The sequence below is a fragment of the Cupriavidus sp. Met-2 genome (assembly GCF_049843575.1).
In the GTDB taxonomy this organism is placed as follows: Bacteria; Pseudomonadota; Gammaproteobacteria; order Burkholderiales; family Burkholderiaceae; genus Cupriavidus; species Cupriavidus metallidurans.
In genome coordinates this window covers 73620-95127 of sequence record NZ_JBBHZL010000006.1, presented here as the reverse complement: position 1 = coordinate 95127, position 21508 = coordinate 73620, and the positions used below count along the sequence as shown (strand labels likewise).

The window sequence follows — 21508 nt, the reverse complement described above, 5'->3', positions numbered from 1 at the left end:
ATAGTGAGAGACTAGCACTAACCCTAAGAAGTTTCCTGGCGGAGCGGCCAGACTTTGACTGCGGCGCGTATTTGCCAAACAACGGCGTGTGCCTAGAAAATCCTTGCAGCAACGCCGGCAACTGACGGATATCTATAGGTTTTCGGCACCGGGCGATAGTGGTGTTACGACCCGCGCAACGGTAGATAAAGCGGCCGGCCGAGAGAATGGCGATGGTATGATTAGCGCCAATCTATCGGGCACCGGGGGCAGGATGCGGCGCAGGCGTCACGTCTGGGCGGCGGGCTCCGTATGGCCCGGCTTATCCAATTGCGTATCGCCCAAACCACACGACAACCGTGCGACTGTCCTCGATCAAGCTGGCGGGCTTCAAGTCCTTCGTCGATCCCACCAATTTTCAAGTGCCCGGCCAACTGGTCGGCATCGTAGGTCCCAACGGCTGCGGCAAATCCAACATCATCGACGCGGTACGCTGGGTGCTCGGCGAATCACGCGCCTCGGAGCTGCGTGGCGAGTCGATGCAGGACGTGATTTTCAACGGTTCCACGGCGCGCAAGCCGGCCGGTCGCGCCAGCGTCGAGCTGGTGTTCGACAACGCCGAAGGCCGCGCGGCCGGACAGTGGAGCCAGTACGCCGAAGTCGCGGTCAAGCGCGTGCTGACGCGTGACGGCACGTCCTCCTATTACATCAACAACCAGCCGGTGCGCCGCAAGGACATCCAGGACATCTTCCTGGGTACCGGCTTGGGTCCGCGCGCCTACGCCATCATCGGGCAGGGCATGATCTCGCGGATCATCGAGGCGAAGCCCGATGACATGCGGATCTTCCTCGAAGAAGCCGCCGGTGTTTCCAAGTACAAGGAACGCCGCCGCGAGACCGAGAACCGGCTGGGCGACACGCGCGAAAACCTGACCCGCGTGGAAGACATCCTGCGCGAACTCGGCAATAACCTCGATAAGCTCGAGGGCCAGGCCGAAGTGGCGCAGCGTTTCCGCCAACTGCAGGCGGAAGGCGAAGAGAAGCAGCATCTGTTGTGGCTCTTGCGCAAGCGCGAGGCCCAGGCAGAACAGGAGCGTCACGCACGCGCGATCGACCAGGCGCAGATTGACCTGGAAGCCCAGACCGCGCAATTGCGCCATGTCGAGGCCGAACTGGAAACGATGCGCGCGGCGCACTATGCGGCCTCGGACGGCATGCATGCGGCACAGGGCTCGCTGTATGAAGCCAACACCGAGGTCAGCAAGCTCGAGGCCGAGATCCGCTACGTCGTTGAATCGCGCAACCGTCTGCAGGCCCAGATCGCCGCGCTGACCACTCAACGCGAGCAATGGCAGGGCAAATCCGATCAGGCGAATGACGAACTGGCGCAGGCCGAGGAAAACCTGGCGCTGGCCGAGGCACGCACGATCGAATCGCAGGAAACCGTCGCCCAGAAGAGCGACGAACTGCCGACGCTGGAGGCCCAATGGCGCGATGCCCAGCAGATGCTCAACGAGCAGCGCGCCGGCATCATGCAGGCCGAGCAGGCACTGAAGCTCGAAGCCGCGCATCAGCGCAACGCCAACCAGATGCTCCAGCAACTCGAGCAGCGCAAGGAGCGACTGCAGGGCGAGGAAAAGGGCCTGGATCGTCCGGACGAAGTCCGTCTGGAAGAACTGCGCATGGATCTGACCGAGCAGGAAGCGCTGCTCGAGGAAGCGCAGGCCGTGCTGATGGACAGCGAGGAGGCGGTTCCCCGCCTGGACGGCGAACGCCGTGCCGCGCAGGAGCGCGTGCAGAGCGAGGCCGCGGCGATCGCTTCGCTGGAAGCCCGTCTGTCCGCGCTGCGACAGTTGCAGGAGAACGTGCAGACCGACGGCAAGGTGCAGCCGTGGCTGGAGCGCCATGGGCTAGCCGAGCTTCCGCGTCTCTGGAAGAAGGTACATATCGAGCCGGGTTGGGAAAACGCGCTCGAATCGGTGTTGCGTGAGAAGCTGGCCGCGCTGGAAGTGTCGAACCTCGATTGGGTCAAGGCATTCCTTTCGGACGCGCCGCCCGCCAAGCTGGCGTTCTACTCGCCGCCGCCTGCCGCGCGTCCCGTAGAGGCCCCGGCCGGGCTGCGTCCGCTGATGTCGCTGCTGCAGATCACCGAGCCCGGCATTCGTGCCGTGATGCAGGACTGGCTGGCCGATATCTATACCGCCACGGACATGACGCAGGCGCTGGCCGCGCGCGGCACCCTGCCCGAGGGCGCGCAGTTCGTGGTGGCCGAAGGCCATCTGGTCGGCCGCAATGCGATTCAGATCTATGCCGCCGACTCCGAACAGGCTGGGATGCTGGCCCGCGAGCAGGAGATCGAGAATCTGCAGAAGCAGGCCCGTGCCCAGATGCTGTTGTCGGACGAAGCCAGGACGCAGTCGGTGCGTGCCGAGTCGGCGTACACGCACGCCAGCGCGGTGCTGATTGACACGCGGTCGCGTGCCGAACAGGCCACGCGCCGGGTGCACACGCTGCAGATGGACGTGCTCAAGCTCTCGCAGGCGATGGAGCGGTTCTCGGCGCGTAGCAACCAGATTCGCGAGGAACTGGCCGAGATCGATGCGCAGATCGACGAGCAACGCGCGATCCGCGCCGAATCGGAAGCCAGCTTCGAGCAGCACGACGCCCAACTGGCCGATATGCAGGCCTCGCATGAAGACCAGCAGATGGCCTTCGAGGGCATGGATGCGAAGCTGAGCGGGGCACGCCAGCAGTTGCGCGACCTGGAACGCGCCGCGCAGGAAGCGCTGTTCGCCGAACGCAATCTCGCCGGCCGCATCGACGAACTGCGCCGCAATATCCAGATGGCGGGCGATCAGAGCGAGCGCATCGCCGAGTCGCTTGAAAACGCGCGCACCGAACTCGAAACGATCAACGAGCAGACCGCCAACACCGGCCTGCAGGAAGCGCTGGAAGTGCGCGCCGAGAAGGAACAGAAGCTGTCTGCCGCGCGTATTGAACTCGACGCGCTCTCGGCCCAGCTTCGCCAGTTCGATGAACAGCGCCTGGCCGCCGAACGCAGCCTGCAGCCGCTGCGCGACCGCATCACCGAATGCCAGCTCAAGGAGCAGGCCGCGCGCCTGAACCAGGATCAGTTCACGGAGCAACTGGCCACGGCGGAAGTCGATGAAGCCTCGCTGGCCGAGAAGCTGACCGGCGACCTGAAGCCGTCCTACCTGCAGGGCGAGGTCACGCGCCTGAACAACGCCATCAACGCGCTGGGCCCGGTCAACATGGCCGCGCTCGATGAACTGACGGCGGCGCGTGAGCGAAAGACCTTCCTCGATGCGCAGACCGCCGACCTGACCGACGCCATCAACACCCTGGAGGACGCGATCGCCAAGATCGACCAGGAAACGCGGGCACTGCTGCAAGGCACTTTCGACCAGGTCAATCACCACTTCGGCGAACTGTTCCCGTCGCTGTTCGGTGGCGGCCAGGCACGCCTGATCATGACCGGAGAGGAAATCCTCGACGCCGGCGTGCAGGTGATGGCCCAACCGCCGGGCAAGAAGAACTCGACGATTCACCTGCTGTCGGGCGGCGAGAAGGCGCTGACCGCGATCGCGCTGGTATTCGCGATGTTCCAGCTCAACCCCGCGCCGTTCTGCTTGCTCGATGAGGTGGATGCGCCGCTGGACGATGCCAACACGGAGCGCTATGCCAACATGGTTGCGCGTATGTCCGACAAGACCCAGTTCGTATTTATTTCCCACAACAAGATTGCGATGGAGATGGCCCACCAGTTGATCGGCGTGACAATGCAGGAGCAGGGTGTATCGCGGATCGTGGCGGTGGACATGGATGCAGCCGTATCGATGGCGGAGGTCGCTTAAGATGGAACTGCAGAACGCATTGATCATCGCTGGTGTCGTATTGCTCCTGCTGCTGGTGGCCTATAACCGCTGGCAGATTTACAAGGCGCGCCGCGTACGGCCGCTAATGCCCGAGGACGACGTTCAGCCGATGCGGGAGCCGGTAGTGGGCAAGACCACCCATCCCGAGACGGCGGCCAAGCTCAAGGAGGCCACGCCGCCGGAACAAGTCTCGCGCCGCGAGCCGACGCTTGGTGGGAGCGGACAGCGTCCCGCCGAACACGACGAGGACAAGGACGTGGCCACGGTGGCGGCGGCAGCCCGCGCGGCAGCCAGCACCGCGGATGCCGACGAGGCGGTGGCCGACGAGGTTGCTGTAGCCGCCTCGCCAGCGGCGGCGCATGCCGCGGATGACGTGACGTCGGCCGAGGCCGATGAACAGGCGAAAGCCCCCGAGGTGCCTGCCAGCGCGCAGCCTGCCGAAGCCGAGTCCCTCAATGGCCAGCCCACGCCCGCGGTGATTGATCCGTTGATCGACTGCATCGTGCCGATGCATCTGGAGCGCAAAGCGTCGGGCGATCGCATTTTGCCGCTGACGGGCCGTCTGCGTCGCGCCGGTACCAAGCAGGTGCATATCGAGGGCCTGCGCGTCGAATCCAACGCGTGGGAAGCCGTGACCGCAGGTCACCAGTACGAAGACATCCAGGTGGCCGTGCAACTGGCGAATCGCAGTGGTCCGCTCAACGCGCTCGAATTCTCCGAGTTCGTCAACGCAGTGGAAGCCCTGTCCGAATCGCTCGATGCATCGGCGGACCTGCCGGACATGACCGAGACCGTCGGGAATGCGCGCGAACTCGACGCGTTTGCGGCGGGCGCGGACGTGCAGCTCGGTGTGAACGTGATCTCTGATGGCGCGCCGTGGTCGGCCGCCTATGTCCAGACGGTGGCGACGCAGGACGGGCTGGTGCTGTCGCGCGACGGCACACGCTTCATCCGCTATGAACCGGGCGCCGACGGCGTGCAGCGACCGCTGTTCACGCTGCAATTCGGCGATACCAACTTCCTGCGCGACGACCTGACGTTGAGCGCCGGCCGACAGATCACGCTGCTGCTCGACGTGCCGCAGGCATCGCAGGCGGCCAAGCCGTTCAAGACCGTGTGCGAGTACGGGTACAGCCTGGCCCAGCGCATGGGCGCGCAACTGGTCGACGACAATATGCGGCCGCTGACCGAGGCGTCGTTCGTGGCGATCTTCGGCCAACTCGAGAAGTTATACGAGAAGCTGGAATCGCGCGGAATGCCCGCCGGATCGCCTGTTGCCGTGCGCTTGTTCAGCCAGTAACGGAGCCAGTCATGACCGCCAAGAAACAAGGCGCGCAGGCTTCGGCCTCCGCGCCGTCCGGCGCTTCCCCCGCCGAGCGCGCGCAATGGTTGCGCGAAGAACTGGAGCGCTACAGCTACCAGTATTACGTGCTCGATGCGCCGACGATTCCCGACGCCGACTACGATGCGCTGTTCATCGAGTTGCAGGCGCTGGAAGCCGAACATCCCGAGCTGCTGACACCCGATTCCCCCACGCAGCGCGTGGGTGGCGCGCCATTGTCGGCGTTCGACTCGGTGCGCCACCGCGTGCCGATGCTGTCGCTCAACAATGGCTTCGAGGACGAGGACGTCATCAACTTCGACCGGCGCTGCGCGCAGGGCCTCGGCCGTGCCACGGCCGCAGCACCCGCAGCATCCGCGACACCCGCCGCGCCGGCTGACGATCTGTTCAGCGCGGCCGATGCCGCCGAGGCAGCCGCAAACACCGCCGGGAATGCCGTCGAGTACGCCTGCGAGCTGAAGTTCGACGGGCTCGCGATGTCGCTGCGATACGAGAACGGAACGCTCGTGCAGGCCGCCACGCGCGGCGACGGCGAGACGGGCGAAGACGTGACCGCGAACGTGCGCACGATCAAGGCGATTCCGCTCAAGCTGCGCGGCACGGCCCCGTCCGTGCTGGAGGTGCGCGGTGAGGTGTTTATGTATCGCGCCGATTTCGACAAGCTCAACGCGCGCCAGGCCGAATCGGGCGAGAAGACATTCGTCAATCCGCGCAACGCGGCGGCGGGCAGCCTTCGCCAGCTTGATCCGCGTATCACGGCCAAGCGCCCGCTTTCGTTCTTTGCCTATGGCGTGGGCGAGATGGAAGGCGTCGACCGTCCGGGCACGCACAGCGCAATGCTTGACGGCTTTGCAAAGCTCGGTTTGCCTGTTTGCGACGAGCGACGTGTGGTCCGGGGCGCCCAGGGCCTGCTGTCATTCCATCGCCAGGTTGGCGAGCGTCGTGACCAGTTGCCGTACGACATCGACGGCGTGGTCTACAAAGTCAATGCGATTGCCGAACAGGAACAGCTCGGCTTTGTCTCGCGCGCGCCGCGTTTCGCGCTGGCGCACAAGTTTCCTGCACAGGAGATGACCACTACGGTCGAGGACATCGAGGTCCAGGTCGGGCGCACCGGTGCGATCACGCCGGTGGCGCGATTGGCGCCAGTGTTCGTCGGCGGGGTCACCGTGACCAATGCCACGCTCCACAACGAGGACGAGATCCGGCGCAAGGACGTGCATATCGGCGACACGGTGATCGTGCGCCGCGCGGGTGACGTGATTCCGGAGGTGGTTGCCGTGGTGCTGGAGCGCCGCCCGGCGGACGCCCGTGCGTTCGTGATGCCGACTGAGTGCCCGGTCTGCGGATCGCACGTGGAAAGGCTCGAAGGCGAGGCGATTGCACGCTGCACGGGCGGGCTGATCTGCGCTGCGCAACGCAAGCAGGCGCTGCTGCATTTCGCGCAGCGTCGGGCAATGGATATCGAAGGGCTGGGCGACAAGGTGGTGGAGCAACTGGTCGACCTGGGCATCGTGCGCACGCCTGCCGATCTCTATAAGCTCGGCGTGGCGAAGCTCGCGGCGCTGGACCGGATGGCCGACAAGTCGGCATCGAACCTGGTGGCGGCGATCGAGCAGTCTCGCGAGACCACGATGAACCGCTTTATCTTCGCGCTCGGCATCCGTCATGTAGGAGAGGCCACCGCCAAGGATTTGGCCAAGCACTTCGGCAAGCTGGACAACCTGCTGGACGCGGACGAGGCCGCCTTGCTCGAAGTCAACGACGTGGGCCCCGTGGTGGCTCAGTCGATCGCCAACTTCCTTGCCGAACCGCACAATGTCGAAGTTATCGAACAGTTGCGGGCGGCGGGTGTGCACTGGGCCGAGACAGAGCCGACCGCGCGTGCGCCGCTGCCCCTGGCTGGCAAGACGTTCGTGCTGACCGGCACGCTGCCGACGATGTCCCGCGAGGACGCCAAGGAGAAGCTGGAAGCCGCTGGCGCCAAGGTGGCGGGTTCGGTGTCGAAGAAGACCGACTACGTAGTGGCCGGGACCGAGGCGGGCAGCAAGCTCGAGAAGGCGCAGACACTGGGCGTGGCGGTGCTGGACGAGGAAGGGATGTTGAAGTTGCTGGCCGAGGTTGGCGCAGCCTGATACGGAGAGAGGGAGAACGCGCAATGATTCGGGACATTCTGAAGATGGGCGACGCACGCCTGCTGCAACAGGCGCGCCCCGTGACGCAGTTCAATACGCCTGAGCTGCGCCTGCTGATCGACGACATGTTCGACACGATGGAACATGCCAACGGCGCCGGCCTTGCCGCGCCGCAGATCGGCGTGGACCTGCAGGTAGTGATTTTCGGTTTCGATCGCAACCCGCGTTATCCCGACGCACCCACCGTGCCGAAGACCGTGCTGATCAATCCGTCCCTGGAGCCGCTGTCCGACGAGATGGAAGATGGATGGGAAGGGTGCCTCTCGGTGCCGGGCCTGCGCGGCGTGGTGCCGCGCTACACGCGGCTGAAATACACGGGCTTCGACATGATGGGCAACAGGATCGAGCGCGTGGCCGAGGACTTCCATGCGCGCGTGGTGCAGCACGAGTGCGATCACCTGATCGGCGTGCTGTATCCAATGCGGATCAAGGACTTCACGCGCTTCGGTTTTACCGAGATCCTGTTCCCCGAACTACCACCCAATTACGACGACTGAGGCGAGGCGCACGCCGTGATTGCCGGCTGCCCATGCCGGTTGTGATAGACCAGCGCAGCGGCAACCAGGATCGTCATCAGGCACAACTCGGCGGCGAGGCTGGCCAGCGCCGCATCGAGATAAGTCGCGGCGTGATGCAGTCGCTGCGCGAATACCGTGCCGAGCAGGGCCGAGCCGAGCCCGAGCGAGGCCTGCTGAACCGTGGCCAGCGCGGCGCTGCCCGCGCCGGCCTGGTCGGTGGGGATGTCCGCCAGGCCAATCCGGTAGAAGCACCCGACCACCAGCGCATTGCCGAAGCCGATCAGCAAGCTTGGCGGGGCGAGCGTCAGGATGTCCGGGTGGGGCCAGGCTTGCCGCAGCACGTAGGCCAGCACCACAACGCCGGCCATCTGTGTCACGCATCCGACAATCAGCACACGCGTGCGGCCCCAGCCGTTCACCACGCGCGGGCTCGTCAGCGATCCCGCAATAAAGGCCAGCCCAAGCGGAATGAATGCGTTGCCCGCCATCGTGGGCGTCATACCTGCGCCGCTCTGCAGCGTTAGCGCCAGCACGAACATCAGGCCGCTCCAGCACGCATAGAACAGCACGGCGACGATAAAACCGAAGCGCACGCTTGGCAGTCGCAGCAGCGACGGCGGCAACAGCGGATGCACGCCGCGGCGTTCCTGGCGCAGTTCGATGTACCAGAGCAGCAGCATCAACGGCGCCGTGGCGGCCAGAACGGCCAGCACGGGCCACGACCAGCGAAACATGGGTCCCAACGCGATCGGAAGCAGAATTGCCAGGATCACGGCTGCCAGCAGCACGGTGCCTGGCGCATCGATGCCAGTGGCGTTCTCACGCCGGGTCTCGGGGATCACGCGCGGCGAAAGAACCAGGATGGCCAGGCAGATTGGCAGGTTGATGAGGAACGCGTTGCGCCATCCCAGGCCGCCGATGTCGGCATCGACCAGCAAGCCGCCCAGAACCTGCCCGATGATGAACGCGATGCCGCCAATCGACGCGAACAACGCCAGGGCACGGGAGTGAGCGTGTCCGCGCAGGCCGACGTGAATTGTCGCCAGGATCTGCGGCACGAGCAGCGCCGCCGCCGCGCCTTGCAGCGTCCGCGCAATCAGCAGCGACAGCATCGAACCCGCCACGCCGCACAGTAGCGACGCGACGCCGAAGAGCAGCACGCCGATGTTGAAGATGCGACGGCGGCCGTAGTTGTCGCCGAGCCGCCCGCCCATGGCCAGGAAGACGGCGAATGCCACGCCGTAGACGGCCACCATCAGTTCCAGTTCGGACGGCGTCGCTCCCAGGGAGTGCTCGATAGGGTGTAGCGCCACATTGACGATCGAAAAGTCGATCTGTGGCAGTAGCTGGCCGGCCAGCAGGACGTAAAGTCCGGCTCGGCCGAGGGTGGGAGCGGGGGATGTTTGCATGGCGGATCTGGCCTCGACAACGCTTGAGGACCGGAGTATGGTGGCCCGATCAGACTGGTACAAGAGTCCAGTTAGACTGGTATAAATTGTGTCAGCCTAGGCAAACGGAGTGAATCATCATGAATGCTCGCCAGGAACCGGGTGTCCTGCTCGATGTGGATGGCTACGAGGAGATCGAGGGCACCGGCAGGGAGCCGGAACTGGGCGCATTCCTGCGCGCCCGGCGCGAAAGCCTGGATCCGGCGCGGCTGGGCCTGTCGCGCATGGGCCGGCGGCGCACGCCTGGTCTGCGGCGCGAGGAAGTGGCCGCGATGGCCGACATCGGCATCACCTGGTACACGAAGCTGGAGCAGGGCCGTCCGATCCGGGTATCGCCGAAGGTGCTCAACGCGGTTGCCGCAGCGCTGCAGTGCTCGCCCTCGGAGACCGAGCACCTGTTCACACTGGCCGGCATGCAACGGCCGGCGCCACTTGCGGGGACGTCGGTCTGTGAAACGGTGTCCGCCACGACGCAACGGGTCCTCGATCAGCTCGATCCGATTCCCGCCCTGGTGCAGAACGCGAGATTCGACATCGTCGCGCATAACGAAGCCTATTGCCGGCTGCTTGGTGTCGATCTGCCGGGCCTGCCGGTCGAGGATCGCAACTGCATCTATCTGGCGCTGACACATCCGGCCTGGCGCGCGATCGTGGTTGACTGGCACGGCATGGTCGCGAACATGGTGGCGCTTTACCGGGCCGCGATGGCCGAGCATGTGCACGATCCTGTCTGGGACGCGCAACTCAAGCGCTATATGGCGGTGTCGGCGCTATTCCGGGATCTCTGGCAGCGCTATCAGGTGCGCGGTATCCAGAACCACGTCAAGCAGTTCACCCATCCGGAAACGGGGGCTTTCAACCTGACGCAGACCAACTGGTGGACCGCGCCGCGCAACGGCGCGCGGCTTCTGGTTTATGTGCCGGCCGATGAGTCGGCCGAGGAAGCGCTGCACAAGCTGCGGCCGGTGACCGGGCAGAGCGCAGGCATTTGAGTGATTGATGGCTATTCCTCCCTCCCGCTGACGGACGAGAGGAATAGCCGGCAGGCGCCCCTGTCAGAACTTCTCGAAGGCCCCCAGGAAGCGCCACTGGCCCGGCGGCAGGTCGCCGAGCACCACACGGCCCATGCGCACGCGCTTGAGGCCAACCACCTTCAGGCCAACCTGCTCGCACATCCGGCGAATCTGACGCTTGCGGCCTTCACGCAGCACGAAGCGCAGTTGCTCCTCGTTCTGCCAGCTGACCTTGGCCGGCTTGAGCGCCACGCCGTCCAGCGACAGACCGTGGCGCAGACGCTCCAGCAGGTCATCGGGGAACACGGCACTGATATTGCGCTCGACCAGGCCCTGCGGCGATTCCCACTCCACACGCACCAGATATTCCTTCTCGACATTCGAATCGTCGCCGATCAGTGCGCGTGCAACGCGGCCATCCTGGGTCAGCACGAGCAGCCCGGTCGAGTCGATGTCGAGCCGGCCAGCCGGCGCGAGATTCTTGCGTTGCCACGGGGCGAAGCGCTTGCGGGTGGGGTCCAGTTCCCACTGGTTTTCAGGCGCGAACAGCACAGCAGCCGGCTCATAGCCGTCTTCGGCCTGGCCGGAGACATAGCCGACCGGCTTGTTCAGCAGCACCGTCACGCGTTCGCCTTGTTCCGAGCGCGCGGCCTGCAGGATTTCGATCTCCGCTTCGGGACGAATGCGCGTGCCGAGTTCGGTCACCGGCTTACCGTCGACGAGCACCCAGCCGCGCGGAATCCATTCATCGGCCTCGCGGCGCGAGCACAGGCCCAGTTCGGACATGCGCTTCGAGAGACGGACGAGGCCGTCTTCATGCTCGGAGACCGGCTGACGCGCTTCGGCGCGCGGTGCCGGGCGTTCGGTACGTTCACCACGGGCGCGGTCGGCGGAATCGCTGAAGCGGCGTGCCGGGGCGTCACCACGACGCGGTGCGTTGTCGTCCTGGTGCTGCCGGCGCGGCGCGCGAGCTTCGTCGCTGCGGTGCGGCCGCTCGGTACGCTGCGTGCGCTCGTCATCGCCGTAGCGGCGGGGACGTTCGGCGCGATTGTCGTCGCCATAGCGGCGCGGTTGCGCGGAGCGGTTGTCGTCTCCAGCGCGGCGTTCACGCTGCGGGCGTTCCTCGTCGCCAAAGCGGCGGGGCGGAGCGGCGCGATTCTCGTCGCTGAATCGACGCGGACGCTCGGCGCGATTGTCATCGCCATAGCGACGCGGTTGCGCGGGGCGGTTGTCATCTCCGTAGCGCCGCTCGCGTTGCGGACGTTCCTCGTCGCCAAAGCGGCGGGGCGGAGCGGCGCGATTCTCGTCGCTGAATCGACGCGGACGCTCGGCGCGATTGTCATCGCCATAGCGACGCGGTTGCGCGGGGCGGTTGTCATCCCCATAGCGGCGTTCACGCTGGGGGCGTTCCTCATCGCCAAAGCGACGGGGGGGCGCGGCGCGATTCTCATCGCTGAACCGACGCGGACGCTCGGCGCGATTGTCATCGCCATAGCGACGCGGTTGCGCGGGGCGGTTGTCATCCCCATAGCGGCGTTCACGCTGGGGGCGTTCCTCGTCACCAAAGCGACGGGGCGGCGCGGCGCGATTCTCATCGCTGAACCGACGCGGACGCTCGGCTCGATTGTCATCGCCATAGCGGCGCGGTTGCGCGGGGCGGTTGTCATCGCCGTACCGGCGCTCGCGCTGCGGGCGCTCCTCATCGCTGAACCGGCGTGGTGCCCGCTCTCCTTCGGCAAAACGGCGAGGTGCCCGCTCGCCTTCGGCGGGGCGCGGACGTGCCGGTCGCGCCGGTCGGTCCTGACGCTCATTGCGCGGCGCGCCATCGGCCGGCCCAGCCTTGCGCTTGTCCTTGTCGGAGGCGCGGTCCTTGGCCTGCTTGATCCCCGTGACCACTTCCTGGACACGCTTGCGGTTCAGGTCAGACACGCGCACCGGGCGGCTCGCCTTGCGCGTTGTGCCGGAGGAGGTGGTCTTGATGCCCAGCGTCTTGCGGCCGGGCGTATTGCTATCGGTCATATCGTTTCAACTACCGGCGTGCCGGCCTTAGATGGCCAGCGCGTCGAGCAGGTCCTGTTCAAGCTGAATCTGCAATCGGTTGTCGGCGGCCAGTCGCGAGCCGTCGACCAGGAACACGTCTTCCACGCGTTCACCGAGCGTATTGATGCGTGCCGAATGCACGGACACGCGATGTTTGGCCAGCACGCGCGCGATCGCGTACAGCAGGCCGGTGCGGTCGTTGGCGGATACCGACAGCAGGTAATACTGGCCGCGCTCGTCGGGACGCAGGTCCACGCGCGGCTTGATGGGGAAACTGCGCGACTGGCGCGACAGGCGTCCTTGTGTAGGGTCGGGCAGTGGGCACTCCAGCCGCACGCGCTCACCGAGTTCGTGCTCGACCAGCGTCAGGATGTCGCGGTAGTCACCGGCAAGGCCTGGGTCCGTGATCTGGAACGTATCCAGCGCGTACCCGTCGCGCGTGGTCTCGATCTTGGCGTCCTGAATCGAAAAGGCCTTGCGCTCGAAGTAGCCGCAGATACGCGCGAACAGGTCGGGCTGATCCTTGACGTAGACCGCCACCTGGAGGCCTTCGCCCGCCGGCGAGATGCGCGCTTTGACCACGGGGTTGGGACTGTTCACCTTGTTGAACAGACTGCGCGTGAGCCAGGCGATGTCGCGAGCGTCCTGCCGCATGAAGAACGACATGTCGAGCTTGTCCCACAGCGGCTTGGCCAGTTCGGGATCGAATGCTTTCAGTCGCAGTTGGGCGATCGTGTCGTCGCGCTTCTGCGCCCAGAGCGAATGCGTGTCGAGCCGCGCGCCGCCGAGCACGCGCAGCGTGATGCGGTACAGGTCCTCGAGCAGCTTGCCCTTCCAGGCATTCCAGACTTTCGGGCTGGTGCCGCGGATATCGGCCACGGTCAGCAGGTACAGCGCGGTCAGATAGCGCCCGTTGCCCACTACCTGGGCGAATGCCTTGACCACGTCGGGGTCGGTCAGGTCCTGTTTCTGGGCGACGTGGCTCATCGTCAGGTGATGCTCGACCAGCCACGCGATCAGGTCGGTGTCCTCGCGCGAGATGCCATGCTGCTTGCAGAAGCGGCGCGCATCGACGGTGCCGAGCTTCGAATGATCGCCGCCACGACCCTTGGCGATGTCATGGAACAGCGCCGCCACCCACAGCACCCATGGGCGGTCGAAGCCGGCCATCAACTGGCTGCAGAACGGAAACTCATGCGTATGCTCGACGATGGCGAAGCGGCGCATATTGCGCACGACCATCAGGATGTGCTGGTCCACGGTATAGACGTGGAACAGGTCGTGCTGCATCTGGCCGACGATGCGTCGGAAATTGATCAGGTAGCGGCCTAGCACGCTGGTCTGGTTCATCAGGCGCAACGCATGGGTGATCCCCTGCGGCTCCTGGACGATGGCCAGGAACAGGCGACGGTTCACCGGATCGTTGCGCCAGCTGGCGTCCATGACCGTTCGCGCGTTGTAGAGCCCGCGCAGCGTGCGCGGCGAAAGGCCTTTCACGCCGGGCGTGCGCTCATAGAGCAGGAACGTCTCCAGGATCGCGTGCGGATTGCGCTCGTAGAGATCGTCGCTCGTGATCTCCAGCATCCCCTGGCGTTCGACGAAACGATCGTTGATCTCGCGCGTGACCATCGACTCGCTCGGGAACAGCATCGCCTCGATGTTCAGCAGTAGCACGCTGTTGAGCTGCGTGACCGCCTTGGCTGCCCAGTAGTAGCGGCGCATCAGCTGTTCGCTGGCGCGCTTGTTCGTGGTTTGCCGATAGCCGAATGCTTCGGCCAGCGCCGTCTGCAAGTCGAACACGAGCACGTCCTGGCGGCGGCCGGCCAGCAGGTGCAGGCGAGCGCGGATCGTGCGCAGCAGGCGCTCGTTGCGCGTGAGTTCCTGCGCTTCGCGCTCGGTCAGCAGGCCGCGCTCGAACAGTTGCTTCCAGCTGTCGCCGAGCCTGGCGGCCTCGGTCATCCACAGGATGACCTGCAGGTCGCGCAAGCCGCCCGGGCTTTCCTTGCAGTTCGGTTCCAGTGCGTACGGCGTGTCCTGGTACTTGGCATGTCGCTGGCGCATTTCCAGCAGTTTGGCCTGGAAGAAGTCGGCCGCGTCCATGTCGGCCTGATAGCGCGTCTGCAAGGACTTGAAAAGCGCCTTGTTGCCGATCAGCAGACGTGCCTCGAGCAGCGATGTGCGGATCGTGATGTCGGCCGCCGACTCGCGGATGCAGTCGTCGACCGTACGTACCGACGAACCGATCTCGAGGCCCAGGTCCCAGCATAGGCCGATGAAGCGCTCGAGTTTCGCTGCCATTTCCGCATCGGGCTCGCCGGGCAGGAGCAGCAGCACATCGACGTCGGAGTGGGGGAACAGCTCGCCGCGCCCATAGCCGCCCACCGCCACCAGGGCGACATCTCCGGGCAGTTCCAGGCCGGTCCAGGCTTCCGTCAGCGCGACGTCGACGGCGCGGCGCAGCTTGGTGACGAGTGGATTGACCTGGTTGTTCGCGTCGAATTCGGCGAACAGCACCTGCTTGTCAGCTTTGAGCTTGTCGCGAATGCGCTGGCAGAGCAGCAGTTCCGGCGTGGTGTCCATGGGCGGGTCGATGGAGGTCGTAGGCACGGCTGCAAGAAGAAAGGGCGCCGTGGTTGGCGCCCTGGCGAACGATGCGGCGTCAGGCCGCCACGGTTTCCGTAATGAACGCAGGCGGCAACGGCGAGCCTTCGGAAAGCGTCAGCACTTCGTAGCCGGTTTCGGTCACGAGCACGGTGTGCTCCCATTGGGCCGACAGGCTGCGGTCGCGCGTCTTGACGGTCCACTGGTCAGGCATCGTGCGGATATCGCGCTTGCCTGCGTTGATCATCGGCTCGACCGTGAAGATCATGCCGGTCTTGATCTCCATCCCAGTGGCTGGACGGCCGTAATGCAGGACCTGCGGGTCCGAGTGGAAGACCTTGCCGATGCCGTGGCCGCAGTATTCGCGCACCACGGTATAGCCGGCGGCCTCGGCATGGGTCTGGATAGCATGACCGATGTCGCCGAGGCGCGCGCCGTTGCGCACCTGCTGGATGCCCTTCCACATGCATTCGTAAGTGATCTGGGACAGGCGCTTGGCCAGGATCGATGCCTCGCCGACCACGAACATGCGGCTCGTGTCGCCGTAGTAGCCTTCCTTGGTGATCACGGTGATGTCGAGATTCACCACGTCGCCGCTCTTCAGCACGCGATCGCCCGGAATGCCGTGGCAGATCACGTCGTTGACCGACGTGCAGATGGCGCCAGGGAAGGGCGGGTAACCGGGGGGCGCATAGTTCAGCGGCGCCGGCACGGTGCCCTGCACGTCGCGCATATACGCGTGGCAGAGGCGGTCGAGTTCGCCGGTGGTGACGCCGGGCTTCACGTGTGGGGTGATGTAGTCGAGGACCTCGGAGGCAAGGCGGCAAGCCACGCGCATTTGGGCGATGTCTTCGGCGGTGTTGATATGGATGCTCATGCTGCTTTGCCTGTAAGTGACGGCTCAGCCACAGGCCGCGCCGGAAACGATTCGCAAAACGGGATTATCGCACCATCGTGACGGGAAAGCAGGGGGAACACGGGGAATTGTCCGATTGACGGCGGCGGAGCGGGCTGCTCTTGGTCGATTTCCAAGGGGGTTGAGCCGACCCCGACTTTGTTGCTACAATCACGGGCTGACTTGCTCCGGGCTGCTCGACAAGCGTTGCGGTGGCTCAGGCGGGTCAGAAATCACTTTTTTGTAAATCGCTGGTCCGCCCATCCGGGGTGTTCCTTTTCAGGAATGTCGGGGCGGACTTCAGACCAAACCCTATTGGAGCACCTCTCATGTCCGTGACTATGCGCGAAATGCTGGAAGCCGGTTGCCACTTTGGCCACCAGACCCGCTTCTGGAACCCGAAGATGGCCCCCTTCATTTTCGGTCACCGCAACAAGATCCACATTATCAACCTCGAAAAGACCCTGCCGATGTTCCAGGACGCGCTGAAGTACGTGCGCCAACTGGCAGCAAACCGCGGCACCGTGCTTTTCGTGGGTACCAAGCGTCAATCGCGCGAAATCCTGGCTGAAGAAGCTGGTCGCGCTGGCATGCCCTACGTCGACGCCCGCTGGCTCGGCGGCATGCTGACGAACTTCAAGACCGTCAAGATCTCGATCAAGCGCCTGAAGGACATGGAAGCCGCCAAGGAAGCCGGCGCGCTGGAAACCATGAGCAAGAAGGAAGCGCTGATGTTCGAGCGCGAGATGGAAAAGCTGGAAAAGTCCATCGGCGGCATCAAGGACATGGGTGGCATTCCTGACGCCATCTTCGTGGTGGATGTCGGCTACCACAAGATCGCCGTGACCGAAGCCAACAAGCTGGGTATCCCCGTGATCGGCGTGGTCGACACGAACCACTCGCCGGAAGGCATCGACTACGTGATCCCGGGTAACGACGACTCGAGCAAGGCTGTGGCCCTGTACGTGCGCGGCGTGGCCGACGCGATCCTGGAAGGCCGTGCAAACGCGGTTCAGGAAGTCGTGGAAGCCGCACGCGGCGACGACGAATTCGTCGAAGTCCAGGAAGGCTGATTGCCCGCTGGCGTCTGAGGCCGGGGCACACCGGCCACTGACGCCTGCCTTGCGGCAACTAAAAAAGGGGGCACAGCTGGCGCCCCCTTTTTGCAAACAGAATTTGTTGTCATCCGCCGCGGATACTATTCGCCGCGGGTGAAGCCGGACTGAAGTGGATCTGATCCCGGCCGGCTGCCACGCGCGACGTGCTGGGCAGCTGGCCCGAACCAATCAAGGAGTGACAAATGGCGGCAATTACCGCAAGCATGGTTGCAGAACTGCGCGCGAAGACCGACGCGCCGATGATGGAATGCAAGAAGGCCCTGACGGAAGCCGACGGCGATCTGGGCAAGGCTGAAGAACTGCTGCGCGTCAAGCTGGGCAACAAGGCCAGCAAGGCTGCTTCGCGCGTGACCGCAGAAGGCATCGTGGTTTCGTACATCGACGGCACCACGGGCGCGCTGGTCGAACTGAACTGCGAAACCGACTTCGTGTCGAAGAACGACGACTTCCTGGGCTTCGGTGCCAAGGTTGCCGAACTGGTAGCCAAGCAGAACCCGGCCGATGTGGCTGCTCTGTCGGCGCTGGAGATGGACGGTTCGACCGTCGACGCCGTGCGCTCGGCCCTGATCGGCAAGATCGGCGAGAACATGACGATCCGCCGCTTCGTGCGTTACACCAACGGTGGCAAGCTGGTTTCGTACCTGCACGGCACCCGTATTGGCGTGATGGTTGAGTTCGATGGCGACGAAACCGCCGCCAAGGACGTCGCCATGCACGTGGCCGCCATGAAGCCGGTGTCGCTGTCGGCTGACCAGGTGCCCGCCGAGCTGATCGCCAAGGAGCGCAGCATCGCCGAGCAAAAGGCTGCCGAATCGGGCAAGCCGGCCGAGATCGTCGCCAAGATGGTGGAAGGTTCGGTCCAGAAGTACCTGAAGGAAGTTTCGCTGCTGAACCAGTCGTTCGTGAAGAACGACAAGCAGACCGTGGAACAGATGCTGAAGGGCGTCAACACGACCGTGAAGGGTTTCACGCTGTACGTGGTTGGCGAAGGCATCGAGAAGAAGCAGGACGATTTCGCTGCTGAAGTGGCTGCCCAGGTGGCCGCCGCCCAGAAGGCCTGATGTCCTGGTGGCTGGGCGGATTTCCCCCTTGAGGGGTGACCACCTGGCCACCGTATAATGCAGAGGGGCGCCGAAAGGTGCCCCTCTGCACAAGTGCGGCCTTCAGTGGCGCCGCACCAGCCAGTTTTCGCAGTCACCGGCATTTCGCGCGTCTTTTGACAGATGTTGCGGGCAGATGACAGCGAAAACCGGCTTGTCTCAGTCAAGCGATCCGTATTTTTGCGCGGCCGGTGCGCAGATGCTTCGTGCCGCCCGCGCCCACCCTCCGTTCAAACGAGCGATCAAGAACCAGCCCGAGGTGAACATGCCTGCCTATAAGCGCGTCCTTCTGAAATTGTCCGGTGAAGCCCTGATGGGCGACGATGCCTTCGGTATCAACCGTGCCACCATCGAGGGCATGGTCAATGACATTGCCGAAATCGTGAAGCTGGGTGTCCAGGTCGCGGTCGTCATCGGCGGCGGTAATATCTTCCGCGGTGTCGCTGGCGGTGCTGCCGGCATGGACCGCGCAACGGCCGATTACATGGGTATGCTGGCCACGATGATGAATGCGCTGGCCTTGCAGGACGCGATGCGCCACGCCAGCATCGAAGGCCGTGTGCAGTCCGCGCTGCGCATGGACCAGGTCGTCGAGCCGTATATCCGCCCGCGCGCGATTCGCCAGCTCGAAGAGGGCAAGGTGGTGATCTTCGCCGCCGGCACCGGCAACCCGTTCTTCACGACCGATACGGCCGCGGCGCTGCGTGGCTCTGAAATCGGTGCTGAAATCGTGCTCAAGGCGACCAAGGTGGACGGCGTGTATACCGCCGATCCCAAGAAGGATCCGAGCGCCACGCGCTACACGACCATCTCGTTCGACGAAGCCATTTCCCGCAACCTGCAGGTCATGGACGCCACCGCGTTCGCGCTGTGCCGTGACCAGAAGCTGCCAATCAAGGTGTTTTCGATCGTCAAGCCGGGCGCACTGAAGCGCGTGATCCTGGGCGAGGATGAGGGCACGCTGGTGCACGTTTAAGGGGCGGGGACCGCATCTGGATGCGGATTCGGTCCTTCCTCAGAGTAGAATGTTTCATTTTCGATCCCGCTGGGCGGGATCATGTCTGGCCGTTTTTCGGAGGTAATCATGACCGTCGCCGACACTAAGAAGAGCGTCGAGCAGAAGATGCAGAAGTCGATCGAAGCTTTCAAGGCCGATCTGGCGAAAGTTCGTACCGGCCGCGCTCATACCGGCTTGCTTGACCATGTTCAGGTGGATTACTACGGCTCGATGGTGCCCATCAGCCAGGTGGCTGCAGTCAGCCTTGCCGACGCCCGCACGATCTCCGTGCAGCCCTGGGAAAAGAAGATGGTCCAGGCTGTGGAAAAGGCGATTCGCGACGGCGATCTGGGCCTGAACCCGGCCACGATGGGCGACGTGATCCGCGTGCCGATGCCCCCGCTGACCGAAGAGCGCCGCAGGGAGCTGACCAAGGTCGTCAAGGGCGAAGCCGAAGGCGCCAAGGTGGCCGTGCGCAACCTGCGCCGCGACGCCAACGAGCAGTTCAAGAAGCTGGTCAAGGACAAGGCAATTTCCGAGGACGACGAGCGTCGCGGTCAGGACGAAGTGCAGAAGCTCACGGACAAGTTCGTGGCCGAAATCGACAAGCTCGTTGCCGAGAAAGAGAAGGAGATCATGACGGTGTAAGGCCGTCCTGGCGGCCGAGCCGCCAGGGTTGCCGGATATCGTCCGCGAATCCATGCAGCACATCAGTTCGACGCTAGGCGTTCCCGATACCACCTATGTGCCTCGGCACGTTGCCATCATCATGGATGGCAACGGTCGCTGGGCGACGCAGCGTCATCTGCCCCGCGTGGCCGGCCACAACCGTGGCCTGGACGCAGTGCGCGAGATCGTGCAGGCGTGCGCCGCTCGTGGCGTGCAGTACCTGACGCTGTTTGCATTCAGTTCCGAGAACTGGCGCAGGCCCGCCGACGAGGTGTCATTCCTGATGCGTCTGTTCATGACCGCCTTGCGTCGCGAAGTGGTCAGGATGCACGCCAACAATATTCGCCTGCGTGTGGTCGGCGATCTCAGCCGGTTCAGCCCGCGCATCCAGCAGGCGATCAAGGATGCCGAGGCGCGCACGGAAGGCAATACGGGCCTGACCGTGACGATCGCCGCCAACTATGGCGGCCGCTGGGACCTGCTCCAGGCGATGCGCAAGATGCTGGCGCGTTCGCCGTTGCTCGATTCGGACGCGATCGACGAGTCCGTTCTGGCGCCGCATCTGGCTATGGCCTACGCGCCCGAGCCGGACCTGTTCATCCGCACCGGCGGGGAGCAGCGCATCAGCAACTTCCTGCTCTGGCAGCTTGCCTACACGGAGTTGTACTTCACCGAAACGTTCTGGCCGGATTTTGATGCCGCCGAGCTGGACAAGGCCTTTGCCTCGTACCGTCAGCGCGAGCGGCGCTTCGGACGGACCAGCGCGCAGCTGGTGGCGCCAGGCCTGTCCGGTACAGCCTGACGCATCCAACGCCCAACAAACTCACGGGAACCCACAGCGCATATGCTCCTTACCCGCGTCATCACCGCCGTATGCCTGTTGCTGTTGATCCTGCCGATCCTGTTCCTGGCGCCGCCGGCGGCACTGGCGGGGCTGGTCGCCGTCATCGTGCTGCTGGGCGGCTGGGAGTTTGGTCGCCTGATCGGGTTGCGCGGGGCCTGGCCCTATGTGTACGCAGTAGCTTGCCTGCTGGTCCTGATCGGATGGCATGATGCGCCGCAGCGTGACGCGGTGACGTGGCTGCTGGAGGCGTCCCTGATTGCCTGGGGTGTGGCGCTGGTGCTGATGGCGCGCGGCGTGCGAACTGCCACCCCCGCGTTCACGGCGCTAGGCGTCGTTCTGGGGCTGATCATGCTGCCGGCCTTCGGTCACGCCGTCATGGTGCTTCGGGCTGCGGGCATTGGCGTGCTGCTGACGGCTGCCGTGCTGGTCTGGGCCGCCGATATCGGCGCATACTTCGTTGGCAAGGCCATCGGCAAGCGCAAGCTGGCACCCACGATCAGTCCGGGCAAGTCCTGGGAGGGTGCCATTGGCGGCTGGCTGCTGGCGATGATCGTGGCGCTCTCGCTGGCCGCGACGCACACGTTCGCCCCAACGTGGTACTCGTTGGTTGCCGACAAGGGCGGGCTGCGCCTCGTGGTTATCCTGACCACGCTGCTGGTCGCGGCCAGTATTGTCGGCGACTTGTTCGAGTCGCTGCTCAAGCGCCAGGTCGGCATGAAGGACAGCAGCCGTCTGCTACCCGGCCATGGCGGGATCCTGGACCGGATCGATGCGTTGATCCCGGTGTTCCCGCTGGCGGCTCTGCTGCTCGCGTGGATCTGAACAAATAATCTGATTTCGCATTCCAGCTTCT

General features: G+C 64.6%; 15 protein-coding genes. 11 read left to right on the top strand and 4 right to left on the bottom strand.

Annotated elements, in window-relative coordinates; genetic code table 11:
- The first annotated feature begins 338 nt into the window (after positions 1-338).
- From smc to def, 4 genes are read left to right on the top strand one after another with little or no spacing between them, the layout of a single operon-like run.
- Positions 339-3854 (top strand): chromosome segregation protein SMC, encoded by a 3516-nt coding sequence (gene smc, locus WD006_RS14990; RefSeq protein ID WP_029308063.1) that lies wholly within the window; start codon positions 339-341, stop codon positions 3852-3854.
- 1 nt (position 3855) lies between these two features.
- Complete coding sequence (locus WD006_RS14985; RefSeq protein ID WP_011516178.1) at positions 3856-5175, top strand: cell division protein ZipA C-terminal FtsZ-binding domain-containing protein; 1320 nt, start codon at positions 3856-3858, stop codon at positions 5173-5175.
- Positions 5176-5186: 11 nt separating this feature from the next.
- Positions 5187-7352, top strand: coding sequence for an NAD-dependent DNA ligase LigA (gene ligA / locus WD006_RS14980; RefSeq protein ID WP_029308062.1), 2166 nt, complete (start codon positions 5187-5189; stop codon positions 7350-7352).
- 23 nt (positions 7353-7375) lie between these two features.
- A complete protein-coding gene (gene def, locus WD006_RS14975; protein ID WP_008648931.1) occupies positions 7376-7909 on the top strand; it encodes a peptide deformylase in 534 nt (177 codons plus the stop codon).
- On the opposite strand, the gene WD006_RS14970 is transcribed toward def, so the two are convergent.
- Positions 7897-9339 (bottom strand): MFS transporter, encoded by a 1443-nt coding sequence (locus WD006_RS14970; protein WP_029308061.1) that lies wholly within the window; start codon positions 9337-9339, stop codon positions 7897-7899. The genes def and WD006_RS14970 overlap by 13 nt on opposite strands.
- Before the next feature lie 119 nt (positions 9340-9458).
- On the opposite strand from WD006_RS14970, the gene WD006_RS14965 reads away from it, so the two are divergent.
- Positions 9459-10370 carry a helix-turn-helix transcriptional regulator gene (locus WD006_RS14965; protein WP_011516182.1) on the top strand — a complete coding sequence of 304 codons (912 nt, stop codon included), beginning with the start codon at positions 9459-9461 and terminating at the stop codon, positions 10368-10370.
- Positions 10371-10433: 63 nt separating this feature from the next.
- On the opposite strand, the gene WD006_RS14960 is transcribed toward WD006_RS14965, so the two are convergent.
- The 3 genes from WD006_RS14960 to map all read right to left on the bottom strand — a co-directional run bounded on the left by WD006_RS14960 (position 10434) and on the right by map (position 15909).
- Positions 10434-12410, bottom strand: coding sequence for a pseudouridine synthase (locus tag WD006_RS14960; RefSeq protein ID WP_060784628.1), 1977 nt, complete (start codon positions 12408-12410; stop codon positions 10434-10436).
- 27 nt (positions 12411-12437) lie between these two features.
- On the bottom strand, positions 12438-15011 hold the full coding sequence (locus tag WD006_RS14955) for a [protein-PII] uridylyltransferase (RefSeq protein ID WP_029308059.1): 2574 nt from the start codon (positions 15009-15011) through the stop codon (positions 12438-12440).
- A gap of 79 nt (positions 15012-15090) precedes the next feature.
- Entirely contained in the window at positions 15091-15909 is an 819-nt protein-coding gene (gene map / locus WD006_RS14950) for a type I methionyl aminopeptidase (protein WP_029308058.1), read from the bottom strand.
- 347 nt (positions 15910-16256) lie between these two features.
- Here map and rpsB point away from each other — a divergent pair, with 347 nt between their 5' ends.
- The 6 genes from rpsB (at position 16257) to WD006_RS14920 (ending at position 21477) form a co-directional block, all read left to right on the top strand.
- Positions 16257-17000 (top strand): 30S ribosomal protein S2, encoded by a 744-nt coding sequence (gene rpsB, locus WD006_RS14945; protein WP_008652266.1) that lies wholly within the window; start codon positions 16257-16259, stop codon positions 16998-17000.
- Between the two features lie 227 nt (positions 17001-17227).
- A complete protein-coding gene (gene tsf, locus WD006_RS14940) occupies positions 17228-18106 on the top strand; it encodes a translation elongation factor Ts (protein ID WP_029308057.1) in 879 nt (292 codons plus the stop codon).
- Between the two features lie 304 nt (positions 18107-18410).
- Positions 18411-19121, top strand: a complete 711-nt coding sequence (pyrH, locus tag WD006_RS14935) for a UMP kinase (RefSeq protein WP_008652269.1) — start codon at positions 18411-18413, stop codon at positions 19119-19121.
- A gap of 108 nt (positions 19122-19229) precedes the next feature.
- Positions 19230-19790: a ribosome recycling factor gene (gene frr, locus WD006_RS14930; RefSeq protein ID WP_011516188.1), complete on the top strand. Its 561-nt coding sequence runs from the start codon at positions 19230-19232 to the stop codon at positions 19788-19790.
- A gap of 52 nt (positions 19791-19842) precedes the next feature.
- The gene (locus tag WD006_RS14925) at positions 19843-20613 is read left to right on the top strand and encodes an isoprenyl transferase (RefSeq protein WP_011516189.1); all 771 of its coding nucleotides are present in this window, start codon (positions 19843-19845) and stop codon (positions 20611-20613) included.
- 42 nt (positions 20614-20655) lie between these two features.
- Entirely contained in the window at positions 20656-21477 is an 822-nt protein-coding gene (locus WD006_RS14920; protein ID WP_011516190.1) for a phosphatidate cytidylyltransferase, read from the top strand.
- Positions 21478-21508: the final 31 nt, after the last annotated feature.